21 protein-coding genes are annotated in these 21,119 nt (G+C 57.6%); 4 read left to right on the top strand and 17 right to left on the bottom strand.

The window, feature by feature from the left end; genetic code table 11:
- Positions 1 to 120 precede the first annotated feature (120 nt).
- The 16 genes from trmB to CU102_RS13345 all read right to left on the bottom strand — a co-directional run bounded on the left by trmB (position 121) and on the right by CU102_RS13345 (position 17,691).
- Positions 121 to 819 (bottom strand): tRNA (guanine(46)-N(7))-methyltransferase TrmB, encoded by a 699-nt coding sequence (gene trmB, locus CU102_RS13420; RefSeq protein ID WP_106711765.1) that lies wholly within the window; start codon positions 817 to 819, stop codon positions 121 to 123.
- A gap of 21 nt (positions 820 to 840) precedes the next feature.
- Complete coding sequence (gene metK, locus CU102_RS13415) at positions 841 to 2,106, bottom strand: methionine adenosyltransferase (RefSeq protein ID WP_106711764.1); 1,266 nt, start codon at positions 2,104 to 2,106, stop codon at positions 841 to 843.
- 179 nt (positions 2,107 to 2,285) lie between these two features.
- Positions 2,286 to 2,696 (bottom strand): helix-turn-helix domain-containing protein, encoded by a 411-nt coding sequence (locus CU102_RS13410; protein ID WP_106711617.1) that lies wholly within the window; start codon positions 2,694 to 2,696, stop codon positions 2,286 to 2,288.
- Between the two features lie 100 nt (positions 2,697 to 2,796).
- Positions 2,797 to 4,386, bottom strand: a complete 1,590-nt coding sequence (gene lnt / locus CU102_RS13405) for an apolipoprotein N-acyltransferase (protein ID WP_106711616.1) — start codon at positions 4,384 to 4,386, stop codon at positions 2,797 to 2,799.
- 57 nt (positions 4,387 to 4,443) lie between these two features.
- Entirely contained in the window at positions 4,444 to 5,529 is a 1,086-nt protein-coding gene (locus CU102_RS13400) for a hemolysin family protein (protein ID WP_106711615.1), read from the bottom strand.
- A 5-nt stretch (positions 5,530 to 5,534) separates the two neighbouring features.
- Positions 5,535 to 6,077, bottom strand: coding sequence for an rRNA maturation RNase YbeY (gene ybeY / locus CU102_RS13395; RefSeq protein WP_106711614.1), 543 nt, complete (start codon positions 6,075 to 6,077; stop codon positions 5,535 to 5,537).
- Positions 6,052 to 7,071 carry a PhoH family protein gene (locus CU102_RS13390; RefSeq protein WP_245425327.1) on the bottom strand — a complete coding sequence of 340 codons (1,020 nt, stop codon included), beginning with the start codon at positions 7,069 to 7,071 and terminating at the stop codon, positions 6,052 to 6,054. Before CU102_RS13390 ends, ybeY begins: the two co-directional genes overlap by 26 nt.
- A 28-nt stretch (positions 7,072 to 7,099) precedes the next feature.
- Positions 7,100 to 8,539, bottom strand: a complete 1,440-nt coding sequence (gene miaB / locus CU102_RS13385; RefSeq protein ID WP_106711613.1) for a tRNA (N6-isopentenyl adenosine(37)-C2)-methylthiotransferase MiaB — start codon at positions 8,537 to 8,539, stop codon at positions 7,100 to 7,102.
- A gap of 10 nt (positions 8,540 to 8,549) precedes the next feature.
- Complete coding sequence (gene olsA, locus CU102_RS13380) at positions 8,550 to 9,401, bottom strand: lyso-ornithine lipid O-acyltransferase (protein ID WP_106711612.1); 852 nt, start codon at positions 9,399 to 9,401, stop codon at positions 8,550 to 8,552.
- 1 nt (position 9,402) lies between these two features.
- Entirely contained in the window at positions 9,403 to 9,906 is a 504-nt protein-coding gene (locus tag CU102_RS13375; RefSeq protein WP_106711611.1) for a GNAT family N-acetyltransferase, read from the bottom strand.
- Positions 9,903 to 10,589 (bottom strand): tRNA (adenosine(37)-N6)-threonylcarbamoyltransferase complex dimerization subunit type 1 TsaB, encoded by a 687-nt coding sequence (gene tsaB, locus CU102_RS13370; RefSeq protein WP_106711610.1) that lies wholly within the window; start codon positions 10,587 to 10,589, stop codon positions 9,903 to 9,905. The genes CU102_RS13375 and tsaB overlap by 4 nt, the downstream gene beginning before the upstream one ends.
- Before the next feature lie 60 nt (positions 10,590 to 10,649).
- On the bottom strand, positions 10,650 to 11,471 hold the full coding sequence (locus CU102_RS13365; protein ID WP_106711609.1) for a DUF2066 domain-containing protein: 822 nt from the start codon (positions 11,469 to 11,471) through the stop codon (positions 10,650 to 10,652).
- 55 nt (positions 11,472 to 11,526) lie between these two features.
- Positions 11,527 to 11,997 (bottom strand): DUF3859 domain-containing protein, encoded by a 471-nt coding sequence (locus tag CU102_RS13360; RefSeq protein WP_166648411.1) that lies wholly within the window; start codon positions 11,995 to 11,997, stop codon positions 11,527 to 11,529.
- A gap of 57 nt (positions 11,998 to 12,054) precedes the next feature.
- Positions 12,055 to 14,232, bottom strand: coding sequence for a malate synthase G (locus CU102_RS13355; RefSeq protein ID WP_425351548.1), 2,178 nt, complete (start codon positions 14,230 to 14,232; stop codon positions 12,055 to 12,057).
- A 107-nt stretch (positions 14,233 to 14,339) separates the two neighbouring features.
- Positions 14,340 to 16,355 (bottom strand): hydantoinase/oxoprolinase N-terminal domain-containing protein, encoded by a 2,016-nt coding sequence (locus CU102_RS13350; protein WP_106711607.1) that lies wholly within the window; start codon positions 16,353 to 16,355, stop codon positions 14,340 to 14,342.
- A 100-nt stretch (positions 16,356 to 16,455) separates the two neighbouring features.
- Complete coding sequence (locus CU102_RS13345) at positions 16,456 to 17,691, bottom strand: DNA recombination protein RmuC (RefSeq protein WP_106711606.1); 1,236 nt, start codon at positions 17,689 to 17,691, stop codon at positions 16,456 to 16,458.
- Between the two features lie 113 nt (positions 17,692 to 17,804).
- Between CU102_RS13345 and def the strand changes: the two genes are divergently transcribed.
- Genes def through truA form a run of 4 tightly spaced genes read left to right on the top strand, consistent with a single transcriptional unit; the run spans position 17,805 to position 20,554 of the window.
- Positions 17,805 to 18,335, top strand: a complete 531-nt coding sequence (def, locus tag CU102_RS13340) for a peptide deformylase (RefSeq protein WP_106711760.1) — start codon at positions 17,805 to 17,807, stop codon at positions 18,333 to 18,335.
- 10 nt (positions 18,336 to 18,345) lie between these two features.
- Positions 18,346 to 19,275, top strand: a complete 930-nt coding sequence (fmt, locus tag CU102_RS13335) for a methionyl-tRNA formyltransferase (protein WP_106711761.1) — start codon at positions 18,346 to 18,348, stop codon at positions 19,273 to 19,275.
- Positions 19,272 to 19,769, top strand: coding sequence for a GNAT family N-acetyltransferase (locus tag CU102_RS13330; protein ID WP_106711605.1), 498 nt, complete (start codon positions 19,272 to 19,274; stop codon positions 19,767 to 19,769). Before fmt ends, CU102_RS13330 begins: the two co-directional genes overlap by 4 nt.
- On the top strand, positions 19,769 to 20,554 hold the full coding sequence (truA, locus tag CU102_RS13325; RefSeq protein WP_106711604.1) for a tRNA pseudouridine(38-40) synthase TruA: 786 nt from the start codon (positions 19,769 to 19,771) through the stop codon (positions 20,552 to 20,554). Before CU102_RS13330 ends, truA begins: the two co-directional genes overlap by 1 nt.
- On the opposite strand, the gene CU102_RS13320 is transcribed toward truA, so the two are convergent.
- A complete protein-coding gene (locus CU102_RS13320) occupies positions 20,506 to 21,117 on the bottom strand; it encodes a hypothetical protein (protein ID WP_106711759.1) in 612 nt (203 codons plus the stop codon). The genes truA and CU102_RS13320 overlap by 49 nt on opposite strands.
- Positions 21,118 to 21,119 lie beyond the last annotated feature (2 nt).

Below are 21,119 nucleotides of genomic sequence, written 5' to 3'. Positions count from 1 at the left end.
TAACAAGACAAATCCATTGCGTGACGACAGAATAATTGACAGCCTCCCAGCGGTCTCCTCACCATTAAAATGATACTAGAAAACTGTCAGGAAGCTGTCACGTGAAATGAGTGCGAAGCGCTAACGGCGCAGAAACGTCAGATAGGCGCCTGTCCGGCCTTCGCGATGCGCCTTCTGTTCGTAACGCGTTCCGGGCCATGCTTCATAGGGCGTATGCCAGTCGGCGGCAGTCGCCACTTGCCAATCGAATTCATCGTGAATGCGGCAGTGCTGCAGCGTCCAGTTCACATAGGTGTCGATATCCGAGGCAAACCGGAAGATGCTCCCGGGCTTCAGAACCCGGGCAAAGCGGTCGAGATTTTTCTGGCTGACAAATCGGCGCTTCCAATGCTTCTTTTTCGGCCAGGGATCCGGATAAAACAGGTCGATGCCGTTCAGCGATGCCTTCGGCAACCAGTCAAGGACCTGCGTCGCGTCATCGTCGTAGAGGCGGATGTTCTGCAGGGGATTGTCGTGCAGATCGACAACCAGTTTCGCCATGCTGTTGATGAAAGGTTCGATGCCGATAAAGCCTGACGTCGGGCAACGCGCCGCTTCATGCAGCAAATGTTCGCCGCCGCCAAAGCCGATCTCCATCCGCACCGCCTCGACCTCCGCAGAAAACAGAGTGCGGAGGTCGGAAGGTGCGGGTTTGGTCAGATCAAGCTTTAGCAGCGGCAATAGTTCGTCACGAATAGAACGCTGCATGGGACGCAGCGTCTTTCCACTCCGTCTGCCGAAGAATGCTTCCGTCGAACGCTCGCGCCTTGGCTCATTCATCGGCATAAACGCCCGGGCCGCTTACGCGGCCAGAGCGGTCTTCAACTGCTTTGCCAGATCGGTCTTCTCCCAGGAGAAGGAGCCGTCACGGCCGGGCTTGCGGCCAAAATGGCCATAGGCGGACGTCTTGGCGTAGATCGGCTTGTTGAGGTCCAGATGCTTGCGGATGCCTGAAGGCGAAAGGTCCATGACTTTACGGAGGGCAGCTTCAACCGCGTCCTCTTTCACGCTTCCGGTTCCGTGCAGATCAACGTAAACCGACAGCGGCTGGGCGACGCCAATCGCATAAGAAAGCTGGATTGTGCAGCGGTCGGCAAAACCGGCTGCAACCACATTCTTCGCCAGGTAGCGTGCGGCGTAGGCGGCGGAACGATCGACCTTGGTCGTGTCCTTGCCGGAGAATGCACCGCCGCCATGGGGAGCAGCACCGCCATATGTATCCACGATGATCTTGCGGCCGGTAAGACCGGCGTCGCCGTCGGGGCCGCCGATCACGAACTTGCCGGTCGGATTGATGTACCAAACGCAGTCATCGGCAATCTTCAGATTACCGAGCGCTTCTCGGATGTACGGCTCGACAACGTTGCGAACTTTCTTCGAATCCCAGCTCGCATCCATATGCTGCGTCGAAAGCACGATCTGCGTGGCTTCGGCTGCAACACCGTCCACGTAGCGCACTGTAACCTGGCTCTTGGCGTCCGGCCCGAGCTTGCCGGCATCGCCCTCGCCCTTGTGGCGGGCACCTGCCAGAAGTTCCAGAATTTTATGGGAGTAGTAGATCGGAGCCGGCATGAGATCCGGCGTCTCGCGGCACGCGTATCCGAACATGATGCCCTGGTCGCCGGCACCTTCTTCACCCTGACGGTCGGCAGCGTTGTCGACGCCCTGTGCAATGTCAGCAGACTGCGGATGCAACAGCACGTCAATCTTTGCTGTCTTCCAGTTGAAGCCGTCCTGCTCGTATCCGATATCGCGGATGGCACGGCGCGCGGCCGCACGGAAGCGCGAGGGATTGATGATCGGATGGCCCTTGGCATCCTTCACAACCACACCGTTCTTGTCTTTCTTCAACAGTGTGTCAGGCACGCGCACTTCACCCGCGATGACGACACGGTTGGTGGTTGCCAGAGTTTCACATGCGATACGCACAGTCCACGGATCAACGCCCGTCTTCTTTGCCTCTTTGTAGATCATGTCAACGATTTCATCGGAGATGCGGTCACAGACCTTGTCTGGATGACCTTCCGATACAGACTCACTGGTAAAAAGATATGAACTGCGTGTCACGGGGAACCCCTCTTGAAAGCAAACGAACTCCCGCCCGGCAAAGCCCAGGCGGAGCTGCGTAGTCTTTGCCAAGGACGAGAGGATCAGTCAATTGCTTTCATTTTCAAACAATCGGGACTTTGAGAATTTTTTTCCAAAATCGGGGGGGCGCCCATCGCAATGCCGGGCACATCAGCCGATTATTCTTCCTCGTCCCCCAGTGTGCGAATGAGATCGAGAATTTTCCGCCTGATCTTCGCATCTGTGATCTTTGCGAATGCGCGGGCGAGCTGAATACCCTCGGAGCTGTTGAGAAAGCCCACGACATAGGTGGTTTCGCTCTCTTCATCAAATCCTTTTGGCTTATCGGATTGGCCGGGCATATCGTCAAAGAAAAAGGTAACCGGCACATTGAGGATATTGCCAATGGCCTGCAGTCGGCTGGCACCGACACGATTCATGCCTTTTTCGTATTTCTGGATTTGCTGAAAAGTAATTCCAAGGCTTTCACCAAGTTTCTCCTGGCTCAAACCGATCATGTTGCGTCGCAATCGTATCCGCGCTCCGACGTGCACGTCTACTGGATTAGGTCTCTTTTTATTATCAGACATGAAAATCTCATTCGTATGAAATGGGGCTGAAAATGAATTTTATCACCAATATATCAACGGGCCAAATATAGCATTATTCGATAGGTCAACACCTGAAATGTCAACCAACCCTCGCTCTTCGGCGCAAAAAATACGCCAACGATGCAATCACGATGAGGCCAATTACAACCCAGAATTGATAGTGACGGGCGACCTCGCCCAAAGGTAGCTGTACCTTCCCGGGAAGCGTCGCATCGACTACCCCAACAGCGTCGAGAGCAAGTGCATCGATGATTCGGCCGTAAGGATCGATGACACCGGAAAGGCCATTATTGGCCGCGCGCACCAAAGGCAGTCCCTGCTCGACCGCGCGTAGCTGCGCCTGGCGGAAATGCTGGTAAGGACCGGGCGTGTCGCCATACCAGGCATCATTGGTTACGTTGACGATGGCGTCGGAAGGCGCACCTTGATAACTCATCTCGGCTGGGAAAATGGCCTCGTAACAAATTAGCGGCAGTACGTTGAACGCATCGATGACCGGGAGGGAGCGCCTAGTTGTTGCGGCGGTAAATCCGCCCGGCATCTCAACGACTTCATTGACACCAAATCGTCGCAACAGTCTTTCAAGCGGCAAATACTCACCGAACGGAACCAGATGGACCTTGTCCGCCGCACCTGTAATTTCACCGTTGCTATCGATCGCAAATATTGAATTGTAATAGAGCGGATCCCCACTGCCGCCGGGCTCTTCCACGCGAATGGCACCTGCAAGCAAAACCTGCCCGTCCTCGAGGACGTCAGCAATGCTCTTCAGCGCTTCTGGCGCCTTCGTCAGGATGTAGGGAACTGAGGTTTCCGGCCAGATTATGACCTGGGGCTTGGGTTTGCCGTCCTTCGTAGCCTCGCTCGTCATGGCGAGATACTTGTCGAAGATACCCCGGCGCGCATTGGCCTCCCACTTGAGGTCTTGCGGGATCGACGGCTGCACGATGCGGACCTGCGGCCCCTTTGCTTCGACCACGGCCGTATTAAGCCGGTAGACACCGTAACCGACATGGGCAGAAGCCAGCAGTAGAACAAGGATCAACCCTGTCTTAAGATCGCGGCGATCCACGAGCAAGGCGGGCATGGCAAAGACAATCACAGCCAACGCGTTCATGGCCAGCAATCCGGCTATGACAGATGACTGCATCAGAACGGGCACAGGCATGGCAGCGTAGCCAATAGCGTTCCATGGAAAGCCCGTGAGGATAAAGGAACGCAGCCACTCGGCGATTCCGAAACCAAAGGCGAGAGCCAGAACACGGCCAAGCCCGTCGCTCCAGAGCAGGCGAGCAAGCATGGTCGCCAGGGCATAGAAAAATGCGAGGAACGCAGGGAGGCCTAGGATGGCAAAAGGTATCGCCCAGGCGAAATTATCGGCATCAACGAGCAGAGCGTTACCGATCCACCAGAGGCCAAAGACAAAGTAACCGAAACCGAACCACCAGCCGATTGCAGCTGCAGGCAGTAATCGGCGAATTGGTCCGAGGCCCGCATTGTCTACGGCGCCGTCAATCAACCAGACGAGTACCGGGAACGAGACAAAGCAAACGGCAAAAAAATCATAGGGAGGGAGCGCGAAACTTGCCAGCGCCCCCATGAGGAAGGCCAGGCCGGCCCGGCGCCAACCCGACAAAAGAATAATCTTCCCGGCCAGACGCTGGATCATGCCATGCCCCACCTTTTCTGATTTTTGCTCAGTCTTAAACGGTGAGACTTGTGCCAATCATTCGTCCGTTTCCGCCGGCTCCTCGGCCATGCCTTGTCGTGCCGTGCGCGGGCGGCGTTCAGCATGGCGCAATGGAACGATCCGCACCTTGCGGATACGGCGCGGATCTGCTTCCAGCACATGAAACTCGTAACCCGGCACCGCTTGCACCATTTCGCCGCGCACAGGGATGCGGCCAAGAATCGAGAAGATCAATCCGCCGACCGTATCGACATCCTCACCATGCTCGCCAACGACGAACCCAGCGCCAATCTTGTCCGAAACCTCATCAAGATCGGCGCGGGCGTCGGCTATGAACACACCTTCCGGCTCCTCGATGATCATGACTTCATCGTCGTCGTGTTCATCTTCGATGTTACCGACAACCATTTCGACAATATCTTCCAGCGAGACCAGGCCGTCGGTTCCGCCGTACTCATCGATTACCAGCGCAATCTGGATCCGCTGCGCCTGCATGCGTCCCATGAGATCATTGGCAAGCATTGATGGCGGCACGAATAACACCGGCCGCATCAAGCTCAGTTCTGCGATCGTCTTGGTAAGATCGACATTTGCGAGGTTAAATTTCGCTGCAACGGGCGCCTTGGGGGTGCGGGCAGATCTGCGGGAAGCTTTGACGCGGGATATCTTGGTGATGTGATTGACCACATCACGGATGTGCACCATGCCACGGGGATCATCAAGGGTCTCGGCAAAAACCGGCATTCGTGAGTGGCCCGATTTCTCGAACATCTCAAGCAGGTCGCCGAGGGTAGTGGTGAATTCCACTGCCTCAATATCGGCACGCGGAATCATGACGTCCTCGACCCGTAGCTCGCGAAGACGCAGGATGTTGTGCAGCATGGCGCGTTCTTCCGGCGAAAACGCCGTGTCCCCATGACGACCTTCCGCCAGGGCGGCGTCGAGGTCCTCTCGCAGGGAGGTCCCTGGACGAGCACGCAGGAATGGAAAAATTGCGGAAAGAAGCGAGCGCTTTTCGGGGCCGGGCGCTCTGGTGATACTTTGCCCTTCGGCATCACTCTCCTGCCCCGCTATCCCCTTGGGGGGCGCGGCAGGATCGTTCTGGTGCGACGTGTCAGACATGGTCCTCAATCGGATTGATCGTCAATGACGGATAGCGCATATGGGTCCGGAATTGCAATACGCGCCAGAATTTTGCGCTCCAAGCCCTCCATCTCCTCGGCTTCGGCGTCTGTCAGATGATCATAGCCGAGAAGATGCAAAAATCCATGGACAACAAGATGGGTCAAATGATCATCGAAGGGCTTTTGCTCATCCAATGCCTCGCGCGCTACGGTTTCCCGCGCAATGACAATGTCGCCAAGCATGGGGCCCGGTTTCTGGCCAGGCTTCAGGTTGAAGGCGGGAAATGACAGGACATTGGTCGGCTTGTCCTTGTCGCGCCAGTCATTGTTGAGTTCCCTGATCGCGGCATCATCGGTGAAGACGAGGCTGAGTTCACTTTCGGGTTGCTCTCCTTCATGCAGTTCTTGCCAGGCGGCGGCAATAGCACGTGTCGACAGATCATGTAGCGCCGTTTCCTCGGCCCAACCGTCCGTCTCTACAAGAACGTCGATGTTGATCAAGTTCGTATCGCCAAGCCGTTCAGGACTTGGCGCCTTCCTTGTCATAGGCCCGGACGATTGCCGCGACGAGTGGATGGCGGACCACGTCGACGTCCGTGAACCGGACTGTAACGATACCGCTGACGCCATCAAGGATACGAAGCGCTTCAACAAGCCCTGATTTCTGTCCGGGGGGCAAATCGATCTGGCTTGGATCTCCGGTGATGATCATGCGTCCGTTTTCACCAAGTCGTGTCAGGAACATTTTCATCTGCATTGCTGTTGTATTCTGCGCCTCATCGAGAATGATCGCCGAATGGGCCAGCGTACGACCGCGCATGAATGCAAGCGGGGCAATTTCAATGACGCCCGCAGCAATAGCGCGTTCCACCTTGTCGGCAGGCATCATGTCATAGAGCGCATCATAGAGCGGACGCAGGTACGGATCGACCTTCTCCTTCATGTCCCCCGGGAGGAAGCCGAGGCGCTCGCCAGCCTCGACCGCCGGGCGTGAAAGGATGATCCGATCCACAAGACCCCGCTCCAGAAGCATCGCCGCGTGAGCTACTGCCAGATAGGTTTTGCCGGTCCCGGCCGGTCCTACGCCGAACACGAGCTCCGAACGATCAAGCGCCCGCATATAGGCGTCCTGAGTCGGCGTGCGGGCAAAGATCGTCTTCTTGCGGGTTGTTATCTGGGCAGCGGCCATCTTGCTCTTGTTTTCCATCGTGGGGAGCGTCAATTGGTCATCAGCGGCAATCGCCATGCGCAACGCACCATCGACATCGGACGCGGAGATATCATGGCCCTTCTGCAATTGTTCGTAGAGTTGATCGAGAGCCCTGCGCGCCTGTTCTGTCGCAACAGGTTCTCCACGAATGGCAAGCTGGTTACCCTTCGAGCGAACGTCGACACCCAGTTTCTGCTCAATACGGGCAAGATTTTCATCGAACTGACCGAATAGCGCACTCGCCAAGCGGTTATTGTCAAAAGTCAGTACGATATGCGCCAGATCCGAGGCTCCGGAGGGAACGGGTTTCAGCTTTTCGGTGGCGTTCAAACGGCTCTCCTAAAAAAGTGTTCAGCCTCTATATAGTCCCATTGCTCGCCGAGTTCATCTCACGAACGCCAATCAAACTGTTGGTCCCGGTGTCGATGATTCGCACATTGATAATGTCGCCGATTCGACCGCCGTGTACATCTATAATTACAGGTTGTAACCAGGGAGATCGCCCGACCATCTGCCCTGACACTCGCCCAGCTTTTTCAATCAGTACATCCATCGATTTCCCGATGAGGCTGCGCTGGAACGCATATTGCTGTTCGCTAAGCAAAGCCTGCAGACGCTGCAGCCTGTCATCCTTGACCGCTTCCGCCACATGGCCGTCCATGTCGGCACCAGGAGTGCCGGGTCGTGGAGAGTACTTGAACGAGTAGGCGGCGGCATAGGTCACGTCCCGAACGACCTGCATTGTTGCTTCGAAGTCTTCGTCGGTCTCGCCTGGAAAGCCGACGATGAAGTCACCTGACAATGCTATATCCGAGCGAGCGCCGCGAATACGTTCGATCAAACGCAAATAATCCGCGGCGGTGTGCTTGCGGTTCATCGCCTTGAGTATGCGGTCTGAGCCCGACTGAACCGGCAGGTGCAGATAGGGCATCAACATATCGAGATCACGATGTGCGTTGATCAGCGTGTCATCCATATCCCGCGGATGGCTCGTCACATAACGCAAACGGGCGATGCCGGGAATTTCCGCCAGGCGGTACAGCAGCTCGCCCAGACCCCACTCGCGCCCTTCGGCAGCTTCGCCATGCCAGGCATTGACGTTCTGACCAAGCAAAGTGAGTTCGCGCACACCCGCATCGGCCAGCTTCTCGGCTTCCCTCACGATTTGAGCGACCGGTCGCGAAACCTCGGAACCACGTGTATAGGGCACGACACAGAAGGTGCAGAATTTGTCGCAACCCTCCTGTACTGTCAAAAATGCCGTTACGCCTCGGCTCCTCGTTTGCTCCTTGCCGGGTGCGGGCAGATGCTCGAACTTGTCCTCGATCGCATATTCCGTCTCAACGACACGTTCGCCCTGGCGTACGCGGGCAAGCGCTTGCGGCAAGCGGTGATAGGTTTGCGGGCCAACAACGAGGTCGACGACTGGAGCACGGCGCGTAATCTCGTCGCCTTCCGCCTGGGCGACGCACCCTGCAACGCCGACAGTCAGCTCGCGGCCCTCCTTCGCACGGACGTCCTTCATCTTGCGCAAACGGCCGAGCGCCGAATAGAGCTTCTCTGAAGCCTTCTCACGTATATGACAGGTATTGATCAACACGAGATCGGCATCGTCTGCCGTATCGGTTGTACTATAACCTTCAGCCGCAAGACTATCGGCCATACGCTGGCTGTCATAGACATTCATCTGGCAGCCATAGGTCTTCACATAGACCTTGCGCGTATTGGCATGCGCAGGCGAATGCGTCAGTGGGCCGGAGGCTTCATCCGGCTGGTTATTAATGCTGATATCGTCCATGGCCAGGCTTCTAACGGTTTTTGGCGCCGTTGAGAATAGGGTCATCGCCGCTTTCTCCTTGCGGGCTGGCGAGATCACGTCCCATCAGCGAGGTCCGAACCATTGCGCGCACCCGTTCTTCCATTGTCCGCGCCAAAGACTTGCGGTCGCTCTTGCCGTCTATGACGACAGGTTCACCGAACCATACGTCAACGTCGACAGCACCGTCCTTTAGAAGCCCGATCAGGCTTGGCCCTAACGGCACGTCGCCCGGCCAGGCGACAAGCGGCCGGTGCGCGCGGCCCATCGGCATGCCGTGAACCCGCGTATAAGCGATCGCAACGGGTTGCACGGTCACAGTTTCCACATCGGTTTCGCGAATTGCCACCTGCGCAGCTCCAAAGAGCGACGTCTTGAAGGGCAGCACACGATTGCCGTCGGATGTTGTACCCTCGGCAAAAAGCACCATGGCGTCGCCGGCCGCCAGGCGCGTTGCGATGACGCTGGCCTGATGATGCGTTTTGCCACGTTTTTCGCGCTCGATAAACACCGTGCGCTGCAGCTTGGCGAGCATGCCAAACAGCGGCCACGTCGCCACTTCCGCCTTGGCAATGAACGCCATCTCTCGCAAAGACCCGAGGATTACGATGTCGGTCCAGGACGTGTGGTTGGCTGTAAGCAAGAGCGGTCGCTGCTTGGCCATTTCCCCATGCACATGGATGCGAAAGCCAAGCAGCCGGCTGACGGTCCGGTGGAAAAGAATTGGCGTGGTCGTACGCGGCCCCCAACCCGTTTTAAGGAAGACATATTGCAGCGGCACAAGGACAAGAATCGTGAGGGCAAACGCCATCGCCATGACTATGAAACGCAGCCACGACATCATATCAGCGACATGCCTTGAGGTCGCGGCGCATAGTAAAGGCGGTCGAACGCCCCGCGGCCGTTTCATAGTAGCCGGGCCGTTTCCCGACCTGCTTGAAGCCGAGTCTGCGATAAAGCGCCAGGGCCGGAGCGTTGAGTTCGTCCACTTCCAGAAAGAGCATGCTGGCTCGCACATTGTGCAGGTGGCGTAGCGTTGCATCCATCAAGGCGTGTCCGAGTCCCCTGCGCTGCGCCGGGGGGGCCACAGCGATCGTCAGGATTTCCGCCTCGTCGAGAACGAGCCTCGCGACGATGAAGCCACCTGCCATTGCCTTGGGATTTCCTTCCTCCCGAGCGATGAATCCAAATACATTGTCTTCGACAAGCAATGCGTGAAATTCGTCATCGCTCCAGTGTTGGCGGAAGGTTAGCGCGTGAAGCGCGGCAAGCTGGGCCGCATCGGTCCGAACAACAGGCTCGATAACAAAGCTGCGTGACCGCATATTGTCGAAGGGAAAGCCGATCATTCAACGACCTTCCGCTTCAACACGAAGCCCTGTTGCGGTTTGACATCTAGTCCGCGCAAATAGAGCGGCCTCGGCGCATCATCTGCCACCTGGATCGCCCCAAGCCGCGCAACGGCCTCAATGCTTCCGGTAGCCGTTGATACCGCGACGTCGAGGGGCTGACCAAGCTTTTCGTTGACGAGATGGGCACCGGATCCAGCAAGCACATAAATATGACCCCGCTCCGCCAATTGTGCCAGAATCAGAGGCAGCGTCGTCACCATGGGTTCCGATTCCGCTGATCCATCTTCATTGAAGAATTGCGCATAGAGTTCATCGCGGCGGGCATCGATGATCGAAAGGATCGCTTTGCCGGGAATTCGTTTTGCAGCGTCGTAGGCCAGCGCCTGAAGCGTGCTGACACCGACGACCGGGCACTTCAGGGCGAGCGCAAAACCGCGGGCAGTCGAAACACCAACACGAACGCCGGTGAACGAGCCCGGCCCAACACTGACAGCGATCTTGCCAATATCCGCGATAGCAATCTTGCTCTGTTCCAGTGCCTCTTCAATCACCGCCATTAGGCGCTCGGCGTGTCCCTTGCCGATATCCTCGCTGACCTTAGCCAACAGAGTCCCCGTTTCGACACCGAGAATGGCGACGGAACAGAGATTGGCAGCCGTGTCGAGCGCAAGCAGTTTCATGCGCCATCGCCTAAACAAGAATCAGCCAGCAAACAAGTGCGTCGCATCATTGCGGTCAATCTATTGCGGCGCGCCGTGGCCGGAAAGAACCTGCGCTGCGCCCCGCATGCCGTTGCGAAATGCGTCATCGAAGCCAACCCCTCGAATCTGCCATCGATAATCTTTCTCATTTGATACCATCCGCCAGCTTGCGATCCAGCCCAGCGCCTCGTCGCTCCAAGTCAGAGTCCCCGCCAATGCGATGTCTTTAACGCCGCCTTGCGCTTCGAGATCGCGAACATCAACTCCCGGCAAAACTTCCGCATTCAGGCCTCGCCTTGCCAGCTGCTCGCTTGTCGGCAATGTCATAGGCAGCCCTACCCGCGTCGCTGCGGCCGCAAGCGAATTGCGCATATCGGGGTCGTGGCCGCCATCGCTCGTCAGCGCGAACTTTGCCTTCCTGCCGTTCACAGCGAGAAATACAACGACATTGGGTCTCGGCGACGGCCAGGGCTGGCGTCCAACCGATCGCAATATCGCATTAATCTTCACCGCATCGAATTCAACACTGAGATCATGAGGGCGGTCATAGGATCCCTGCTCATCGTGTATCGGGATGCCCGACATTCGATCCCGATATTCAAACCGGGCGACGAAAGTGCCAGCCCTCTGCTTGAATTCGGCAACGTTTCGATCTCCGATGAGGCGTGGATCCCCTGAAACCTTCACTAGAACGTCTTCCAGACATTGCGCCAGCCCTATGGCCCTGTTTACTTCGCCTTGTCCGGAAACGACGGCGGAGACCCGATAAAGCTCGGAACCGGCGGCAGCCAGACTGGCACTGGACGCAAGAGCAATGACGAGAGACACGGCAAACCAGGCAAACCTTATCACGCGGCTCATTCGACTTAATGTCCTTCGCCAGCTGTCGATGGGTCAACTTAGCAGAATCGCCAGCTTAAGAAATCGGGCAGTTTCCAGCGATCACGCTGAAACTCTTCGAATTCAGTTCCTTGCCTGACATGTCCCGTAGCGAAATCGTCCATGAGCCCGAGACAAGTTCGAAACTCTCCTCGAACACCCAACCTGCGTAACGACGCTGGGAAACCGCGGTATCGGGCCAACTGCTCTGTTCCATTAACCGGCCATCCGGCGTGCTGATTTTCGGATGCAGCACCACGACCGTAATGGGAAGGACACCGACATCATCTACGGCCGACATTCTATAGAGAATGCCGAAACTGGTGCCGATGCATGCATGAATTTTCGTGGTACGTGTCACATCGATTGGGCCTTCGACGAGCCGGTTCAATCCCGTAGGCGTGTCGGGCGATACTTCAGATCCGACTTCCTTGGCGCTGGTCAGCCCCCAATCGACAATCTCGATGATCGGTGGCGCCTCCTCCGCGACGGCCAGTCTCGCACTCATCAGAAAGATGAGGGCGAGACAGCTGGCGGGGCGGAAGCAGGCCATTTGTCGTGCTATCTAGGCGGAAGCCTGCTTGGACTTGAGCTCCAGCCGGCGCCGGTGCAGAACCGGCTCGGTATAGCCGTTCGGCTGTTCGCGACCCTTGAACACGAGATCGCAAGCGGCCTGGAAGGCGATGGAGCCGTCGAAATCCGCTGCCATCGGCCGATAAAGCGGATCGCTAGCATTTTGCTTGTCAACGACCGCCGCCATGCGTTTCAACGTTTCAAGCACCTGTGCCTCGGTGGCGACCCCATGGTGCAGCCAGTTGGCGATGTGCTGGGCTGAAATACGCAAGGTAGCACGGTCTTCCATCAGGCCGACATTGTTGATGTCCGGCACCTTGGAGCAGCCGACGCCCTGATCGACCCAGCGCACGACGTAACCGAGAATGCCTTGGGCATTGTTGTCCAGCTCGCGCTGGATGTCTTCCGGCGTCCAATTGGGCCGTGAGGCGATGGGCACTGACAATATATCGCTGAGCTTCGCCCTGGCGCGGGACCTCAATCCTGCCTGAACCTCGGCGACATTCACCTTGTGATAATGCGTTGCGTGCAATGTCGCGGCAGTGGGTGACGGTACCCAGGCAGTGTTCGCGCCAGCCTTGGGATGGGCGATCTTCTGCTCAAGCATAGCCGCCATGAGATCGGGCATCGCCCACATGCCCTTGCCTATCTGGGCATGACCGGAAAGTCCGCACTCAAGCCCGATATCGACATTCCAGTTTTCGTATGCGCCAATCCACGAGGCCTGCTTCATGTCGCCCTTGCGGATCATCGGGCCCGCTTCCATGGAGGTGTGGATTTCGTCGCCGGTGCGATCGAGGAAGCCGGTATTGATGAACACCACCCGCTCCTTGGCCGCACGGATCGCTTCCTTGAGGTTTACCGTGGTGCGGCGTTCCTCGTCCATGATGCCCATCTTTATGGTGTTCGGTTGCATGTTGAGCAGAGCCTCAACGCGACCAAAAAGCTCGGAGGCAAAGGCAACCTCTTCCGGGCCATGCATCTTCGGCTTTACGACATACATGGATCCCGCACGGGAATTCATGCGGCGGCCATTTGACCCGATGTCATGGAGCGAGGCCAGCGCTGTGATCGCCGCATCCATGATGCCTTCCGGAACCTCATTGTTTTCCTTGTCCAGTATCGCCGGATTGGTCATCAAGTGACCGACATTGCGCACCAGCATCAGAGAGCGTCCAGGTACCGTCAGCGGTCTGCCGTCCTTGCCGGTATATTCCCGGTCGGCATTGAGCTTGCGCGTGATGGTTTTGCCACCCTTCTCGAACGTGTCTTCGAGATCGCCATTCATCAGGCCGAGCCAGTTGCGATAGACGATGACCTTGTCTTCCGCATCAACGGCAGCAACAGAATCCTCGCAATCCTGGATGGTCGTCAATGCAGATTCCAGTAGGACATCGGCGATGTGGGCGGGATCAGTCTTGCCAATCGGATGGTCGGCATTGATGACAATCTCGACATGCAGGCCGTTCTTGACCAAAAGGATTGCGGTCGGCGCCTTGGTCCCGCCCCGATAACCCGCAAATTGGCCTTCGTCCTTCAACGAAACCGATTTGCCGTTGGCATGGACGGCAAGCTTCTCGTTGTCGATGCTCAGGTCCGAAACGTCCGCCCAGCTCACGCCATCAAGCGGCGCGCTTTCATCGAGAAACGCCTTGGCCCAGGCGATGACTTTCGCACCCCGCACAGGATTGAACGCCTTGCCTTTTTCGGCTCCACCTTCTTCGGGAATGGCGTCCGTGCCATACAAGGCATCATAGAGCGAGCCCCAGCGCGCATTGGCTGCATTCAAAGCATAACGGGCATTCATGACGGGAACGACGAGCTGCGGGCCAGCGGTTACGGCAATTTCCGGATCAACGTTGCTCGTAGAAACAGAAAACGCATCGCCTTCCGGCAACAGGTAGCCGATCTCCTTGAGGAAAGCTTCGTATTCTTCCGGGCTGTATCCGGAGTTGCGCTTTTCCTTATAGAAGGTGTCGAGCTTTTCCTGAAAGGCATCACGCTTCCTCAGCAATTCGCGATTTCTGAGCGCCAGATCACTTACGATCTGTGCAAAGCCAGACCAGAATTGCGCTGCATCGAGACCGGTCCCTGGCATGGCCTCATTGACCACGAAGTCATAGAGCTCTTTCTCTACCTTCAAACCATTGATTTCGATGCGTTCGCTCATGATCCGTTCCTTCAAGATTTCCGTCATCCTATCCTTGAACACACTCGAGCATTCCCCGTCAATTCATCAATAGTGAACAGGATTTTTGCCTTGGCGGAAAGAATGGCTCAATGCGCAATGCGCGGTCTGCCCGTAGCAGTGGCAATCAGAACTGCTTCGATGAATTTACGTTGATCTTCGACGGTCGCAGCACTGATATCCTTGGAGATATTTATCTGGGCTTCGTCGGTTCCGGCCTCCAGCGCCAGCTGTTCGACCTGATGCCGCAGCGTCGCCTCGGTGAAAGCGATCGCCTCTTCCTCCATCTGGAAGTCCTTGACCACCTCACCGGCCATGACGCGGTATAGTCCCTCAACCGGTTGGCTGATATGCGCCTCCACAGAAACGCGCACCTGTCCGACAACGGCGCCCAGCGCGTTGGCGACATCCGTATCGACAGGGACAATGCATCGAGTGCCCAGCATCTCGCCAACCGCTGGATAATAGACCGGCGCCGATGCGCCCAGCCCTATGACTGGCCGGTCGATATCCAGCTTGGCGCCGGCAATCCCTGTTTCGCGCGAAAGCGCGCGCTGTATAAGCGGGCTTGCTACTGTCTCCTGGCCTTCGAGGCCATCTTCGGCGAACGCCGTTTCGAGAACCACTTCGGACGAGCGGCGGATCAAAGCGTCATAGGTGCGATGCGAAACCTCCTCCGGCGTATCGCAAAGCGGGCGCCCGGCACCGTCCTTGCGCCGTGCGTAGAGAATAGCGCCGTAACGCGCTGCTTCCACGTTCCAGTTGTCCTGCAGTCCAAGCACGTGGCACGCGTCCGAAGGCGTGAAACCTGAAAGATGAACGAGCCCGCGCGCGACCAGCCGGTTTATCGTTGCGGCCTGCGACACCGAATTCAATAGCCGGTCAAGCGGCTGCGGCTCGGTGGTGATGCGTTCGTAGAGTTCTGCTTCACCTTTGCTTAGTCCAGAGGCCATCTGCGCCGGAACGCCGGTAAGGAGGGCAAACCGCCCATCAAGGCGCCCGGCATTGGCAGCCTTGACCTGTCGCACCAGGTGATCGACGACGATTGACCCATGATTTGCTGCAAGCAGGGACAACGGCACCAGCCGCCGCGGTCCGAGCTTGATGCGTGGAGCCATGGCATTGTCGTCAAGTGACACTTCCGAATCGCCGCCCAGACCAAAGGTGCGCATGGCCACTGCTTCCACCATGGTACGAAATCCGCCCACAGTTGCTCCATTGGGGTCGAGCCGCGGCCTGCCCTTGTCCAGAACCGCGACATCGGTCGTCGTGCCGCCGATATCCGAAACGATTGCATTATCGAGGCCGGTCATGTGGCGCGCGCCAACAAGGCTGGCCGCAGGCCCCGAAAGGATGGTCTCGATCGGACGATGTCTGGCAAAGGCAGCAGAAACCAGCGCGCCATCACCGCGCACGACCATGAGCGGTGCATGGATGCCGCGCCGATCGAGGAATGTTTCGGTTGCGGCCACCAGCCGGTCAATCATGGCGATAAGGCGGGCGTTGAGGACCGTCGTCAAGGCGCGACGCGGACCATTGAGTTTGGCAGACAATTCATGGCTGCAGGTAACGGGAAGCCCTGTTTCCTTGCGGATCAGATCGCGTATGGCGATTTCATGTTCCGGGTTTCTCACGGCAAAATAGGCGCAGACCGCAAAACCGGTCACTTCCTGCCGCAGGGAGGGCAAGGCGTCCGTCAAGGCAGCCATATCGAATGGTTGCGCCCGGCCGTAGACGTCGTGTCCGCCGGGAAGGAACACAGCAGGATCAGATCCAAGCGCAGTCCCAAGATCAGCCTTTTCGAGATCGCCCCGTGAGAAGCCGACCATGACGAGCCCGATGCGCCCGCCTTGTCCTTCAACCAGGGCGTTGGTGGCGAGCGTCGTCGACATTGAAACGAGCCTTATATCGGCCGGAAGGACCGATGCTTCGGCAAGAATGCGCCCAACTGCTCCCGAGATGCCGACACTGAGGTCGTGACGCGTGGTCAGTGCCTTCGCCTTGGCAATGACGCCCCGTTGTTCCGACCAGAGCACTGCATCGGTGTAGGTACCGCCGGTATCGATGCCGAGGAAGATTGCCTGTTCAGTTGTCGATTGAGCCATGATGTCCTGCACTATTTGAGGCAGGGTTAGCGCAAGACAGGCGATACGGCTAGCGCCATTCCGACCATTTCCTGCCGCAGGTTCGCACTATCGCCGACTGTTAATCCTCGCCGTCGACAACACGCAAGCGCAATTGACCCGTCGCCGACGCGGCGGAGCGGCTTGCATCAAGATCTTTGACCACTTCTCCGCCCGGCTCGGCAAATTCCAGCGCTTCGATCTTCTGGCCGCGCTTCGTCACCTTGCTTGACGAGACGAGAATGTCGTCAATGTCCTTGTTTGCCTGGCCGAAATGCGTCTGCAGGCGGCGGACACGGTCATCGAGGCGGCCCACATCTTCCATCAGCCGGATGACTTCGCCCTGGATGAGATGAGCCTGTTCACGCATGCGCACATCCTTGAGGACCGCCTGAATGACTTGAATGGAAAGCATAAGCAGCGATGGCGAAACGATCACAATGCGGGCACGATGCGCCTTCTGCACCAAACCTTCAAAATTCTCATGGATCTCCGCGAAGATCGACTCCGAAGGCACAAAGAGAAACGCCGTGTCCTGGGTTTCGCCATTGATCAGGTATTTCTCGGCAACGTCGCGAATATGCACTTCCACATCGCGGCGAAATTGTGCGAGCGCTATTTTCTTGGCCTCGGGACCTTCGGAATCGCGAATGGCATTCCATGCTTCTAGTGGGAATTTCGCATCGATGACGAGATTGGGCGCGCCATTCGGCATGCGAACCACGCAGTCCGGACGGCTGCCGTTGGAGAGCGTCGCCTGAAATTCGTAAGCGCCCTGCGGCAGGCCGTCGGCGATAATGGCCTCCATACGCGCCTGACCAAAGGCACCGCGCGTCTGCTTGTTGGCAAGGATCGCCTGCAGTTGCACCACCTGCCCTGCAAGGGCCTGAATATTGTTCTGTGCCGTATCAATGACGGCCAGCCGCTCCTGCAGTTTGGCGAGATTTTCGTGGGTCGACTGCGTCTGTTCGGTCATCGTCTGACCGATGCGGCTCGTCATGCCGTCAAGCCGCTCCCGGATCGACTGATTGAGCTCGGCCTGCCGCGAACCAAACAGCTCTGCCATGGTCTGCATGCGGCCCTGCATCTCCGCCTGGCTCTTCAGGATTTCACCCATCCGCACTTCGGCATCGCGTGCCCGGTCTTCTGCCTGTATTTCAGCAACGAGCCGCATGCGCGCCGAGCGCCACACCGCGATACTGGCGAAAAGAATGATAAGCGCTGCTATTACCGCCGCTGCGAAGAGCGTCGCGCCCAGCGATATCGAACTGGCACCGAGCTGAAATAGTGTTTGATCGAGTGAAATTGATGTTTCCATAGCAATAAGACTAACCGATTCGGATAGCAAATGTGAGATCAAAACAAGAACATTTTTACAATTGGCTTTTACATCGGATTGACGGTTGTAAGCCGAGATATTAGGTGATGCTCATGTCTATCAAACCGCTTGTCATCCTTCCCGATCCACTGTTGCGTCAGGTCTCAAAACCTGTGGAGCGCTTTGACGCCGATTTGCGCAAATTCGCCGCTGATATGCTGGATACCATGTACGACGCTCCGGGCATCGGCCTTGCCGCAATTCAGGTAGGCGAGCCGTTGCGGATGCTGGTCATCGATCTTTCCAAGGAAGACGAGCCCAACGCACCGCAGGTTTTCATCAACCCGCAGATATTGTCGTCCAGCACCGAGCGCAATGTTTACGAGGAGGGTTGCCTGTCCATCCCCGACTATTATGCGGAAGTGGAACGTCCGGCGGAAGTGCGGGTCTCCTATCTCGACCTTGACGGCAGGAGCCATGACGTTCCGGCGGATGGGCTTCTCGCCACGTGCCTACAGCATGAGATCGATCATCTCAACGGCGTTCTGTTCATCGATCATATTTCGCGATTAAAACGCGAGATGGTCGTCAAGAAGTTCAAGAAGCTCGCCAAGGATCGTCCACCGAGCAAACTGGCGGTTTAGACCGATGAGCTTGCGCATCGTCTTCATGGGGACGCCGGATTTCTCGGTTCCCATCCTCAACGCCTTGATCGGTCAGGGCCATGAGATCGTCGCCGTTTATAGCCAACCGCCACGTCCAGCGGGTCGTCGCGGTCTGGAACTCACACCTTCGCCCGTACAGCGCAACGCAGAGCAGTTCGGCATCGAAGTACGAACGCCCAAAAGCCTGAAAAGCGAGGATGAACAACAGGCATTCCGCGATCTTCAGGCAGATGTTGCGGTCGTCGTTGCCTATGGGCTGATCCTGCCGCACGCAATTTTGGAGGGAACGCGACTGGGCTGCTACAACGGCCACGCTTCCCTGTTGCCGCGCTGGCGGGGTGCAGCGCCGATCCAGCGGGCAATCATGGCCGGCGATCTCGAGACCGGCATAATGATCATGAAGATGGACGAAGGTCTCGACACCGGTCCGGTCGCTATGGCCGAGAAAGTGAAGATCACCGCCGATATGACCGCAGGCGAACTGCATGATCATCTCTCCATGGCGGGTGCCGATCTCATGGTCCGTGCCATGGCGGCGCTGGAGCGCGACAGCCTGAGCCTGACCCCGCAATCTGAAGAGGGCGTCACCTACGCTTCGAAAATCACCAAGGCAGAGACCCGGATCGACTGGACACAGCCGGCGATCGATGTGCACAACCGTATTCGCGGGCTCGCTCCCTTTCCCGGGACCTGGTGCGAGATGGAGATTGGCGACAACCTCGAACGGGTGAAGCTGCTGCGCTCGATCCTGGCAACCGGCGTTGGTGATCCTGGCACGGTTCTCGACGATGATTTGCGCATTGCCTGCGGCGAAGGGGCGGTGCGCCTGCGCTCGCTGCAGCGCGCGGGCGGCAAGGTCATGGACGGACAAGAGTTTCAGCGCGGCGCCAAGATCGCGCAAGGGACGCGGCTGCCATGAAAGGCATCACGATCCGTGCAGCCAGCCCCGAGGATTGCCCGGCCATTTCCGACATCCTGAAAGCGGCTTTTCAAGGGGCCGACGAAGCTGACCTCGTGGACCGCCTGCGACAGGACAATGATGTGGTGCTCGAATTGGTCGCCCTGAAACACGAAACAATCGTCGGGCATATCCTGTTTTCGCGGTTGAAAGTGACCGCGACAGAGGATTCCGATGCTGTTGCGCTGGCGCCTCTCGCAGTTTCGCCCGATCACCAGGAACAGGGTATCGGAAGTGAACTGGTGCGAAGTGCGCATGAGCACCTCGCAAGTGCTGGCGAAACGCTTTCCGTCGTCCTCGGGGAGCCCGAGTATTATGGACGCTTTGGCTATGAGCATCAGCGGGCATCGGGCTTCTTTAGTGAGTATCAAGGCGAGTATCTGCAGGCCGTTGCCTTTGGCGACGCACCTTCATCGGGGACGCTGATCTATGCTCCCGCCTTTGGAGCCTTGTAGTGCCCCGTTACAAGCTCACAGTCGAATATGACGGCACGCCTTATGCAGGCTGGCAGCGGCAGGAAAACGGCCACACTGTCCAGGCAGCCATAGAGCAGGCCATCTTCAAGTTCTGCGGCGACACAATCTCCCTAGGCGCCGCTGGCCGCACGGATTCAGGCGTTCACGCAACCGCGCAGGTTGCCCATGTCGACCTGACCAAGAACTGGAGCAGTTCGAAGGTTCGCGAGGCACTGAATGCGCATCTGGTGATCGCTGGCGAAACGGTCGGGATCATCAATGTCGAACTTGTCGGCGAACGTTTCGATGCTCGATTTTCGGCGATGGGCCGGCATTATCTCTACCGCATCGTCAATCGCCGGCCGCCTGCCCCGCTCGAAGCACATCGCGCATGGTGGGTGAAGAAGCCGCTCGACGCTGAAGCCATGCACGATGCAGCGCAGCGGCTCATCGGGACGCATGATTTTACTACCTTCCGGGCTACCCAATGCCAGTCCAAAAGCCCGGTGAAGACGCTCGATCACCTGAGCGTTGCACGCAGTGGCGAAATCATTGAAATCCGCGCCTCCGCCCGATCGTTCCTACACAACCAGATCCGCTCCTTTGCCGGAACGCTCAATGAAGTTGGTTGCGGCCGCTGGCATGCGGACGATGTCAGCGCAGCTCTGGAAGCACGCGACCGGAAGGCCTGCGGACCTGTAGCACCGCCCTACGGGTTGTATCTCATTGGCGTGGATTATCCGATCACCGCCTGTTCGGGCAGGGAAATACCAAGTACGGCCTGAAGCAGGATCATCACGAACAGCGAGCCGGCAACAAGCGCGACGAAGAATACCGCCGTATAGGCATGCGACTTCTTCAGAGCGACATGCGTCAGCCGGTACGTCAGAAACAAAATAACGCCGTAAAGTGCGAGGCCGAAGCCCGTGGCCAAGATTGGCCAGCCAGGCAAGAGGACGCGCGCCAGCGTGGCAGGCACCATGAGCCAGGCTCCGATGGCGGTGCCCCAGTTGCTGGCGACGACATAGGGGCTGAAACGCTTGGCAATGCCGAGCTGCCGGGCGCTGAGTGCCAGGACGACCAATGGCAGGACCCATGAAGCGAGATCTACAAATGCCACCCGGCCCATGATGGAAAAGCGATTGCCGGTTTCGGGGCGGAGCGCGATCATGTCATTGGCGAAGATGATCCATCCGAGAATGAGTGGCGGCAGCGAAATCGTAATGGCGTGGAACGATTGCCAGAAACCGTCCTCGGAAAAATCGAGAAGATCCAGCCCGTCTGGATGACCATTCATCATCCGCCAAGCGCCCCACAAATACCGCTGAATCTCGTCAAAATCCGGCATGA

It is taken from the genome of Phyllobacterium brassicacearum, from assembly GCF_003010955.1.
GTDB lineage: Bacteria > Pseudomonadota > Alphaproteobacteria > Rhizobiales > Rhizobiaceae > Phyllobacterium > Phyllobacterium brassicacearum.
This window is presented reverse-complemented; position numbering and strand designations above follow the sequence as displayed.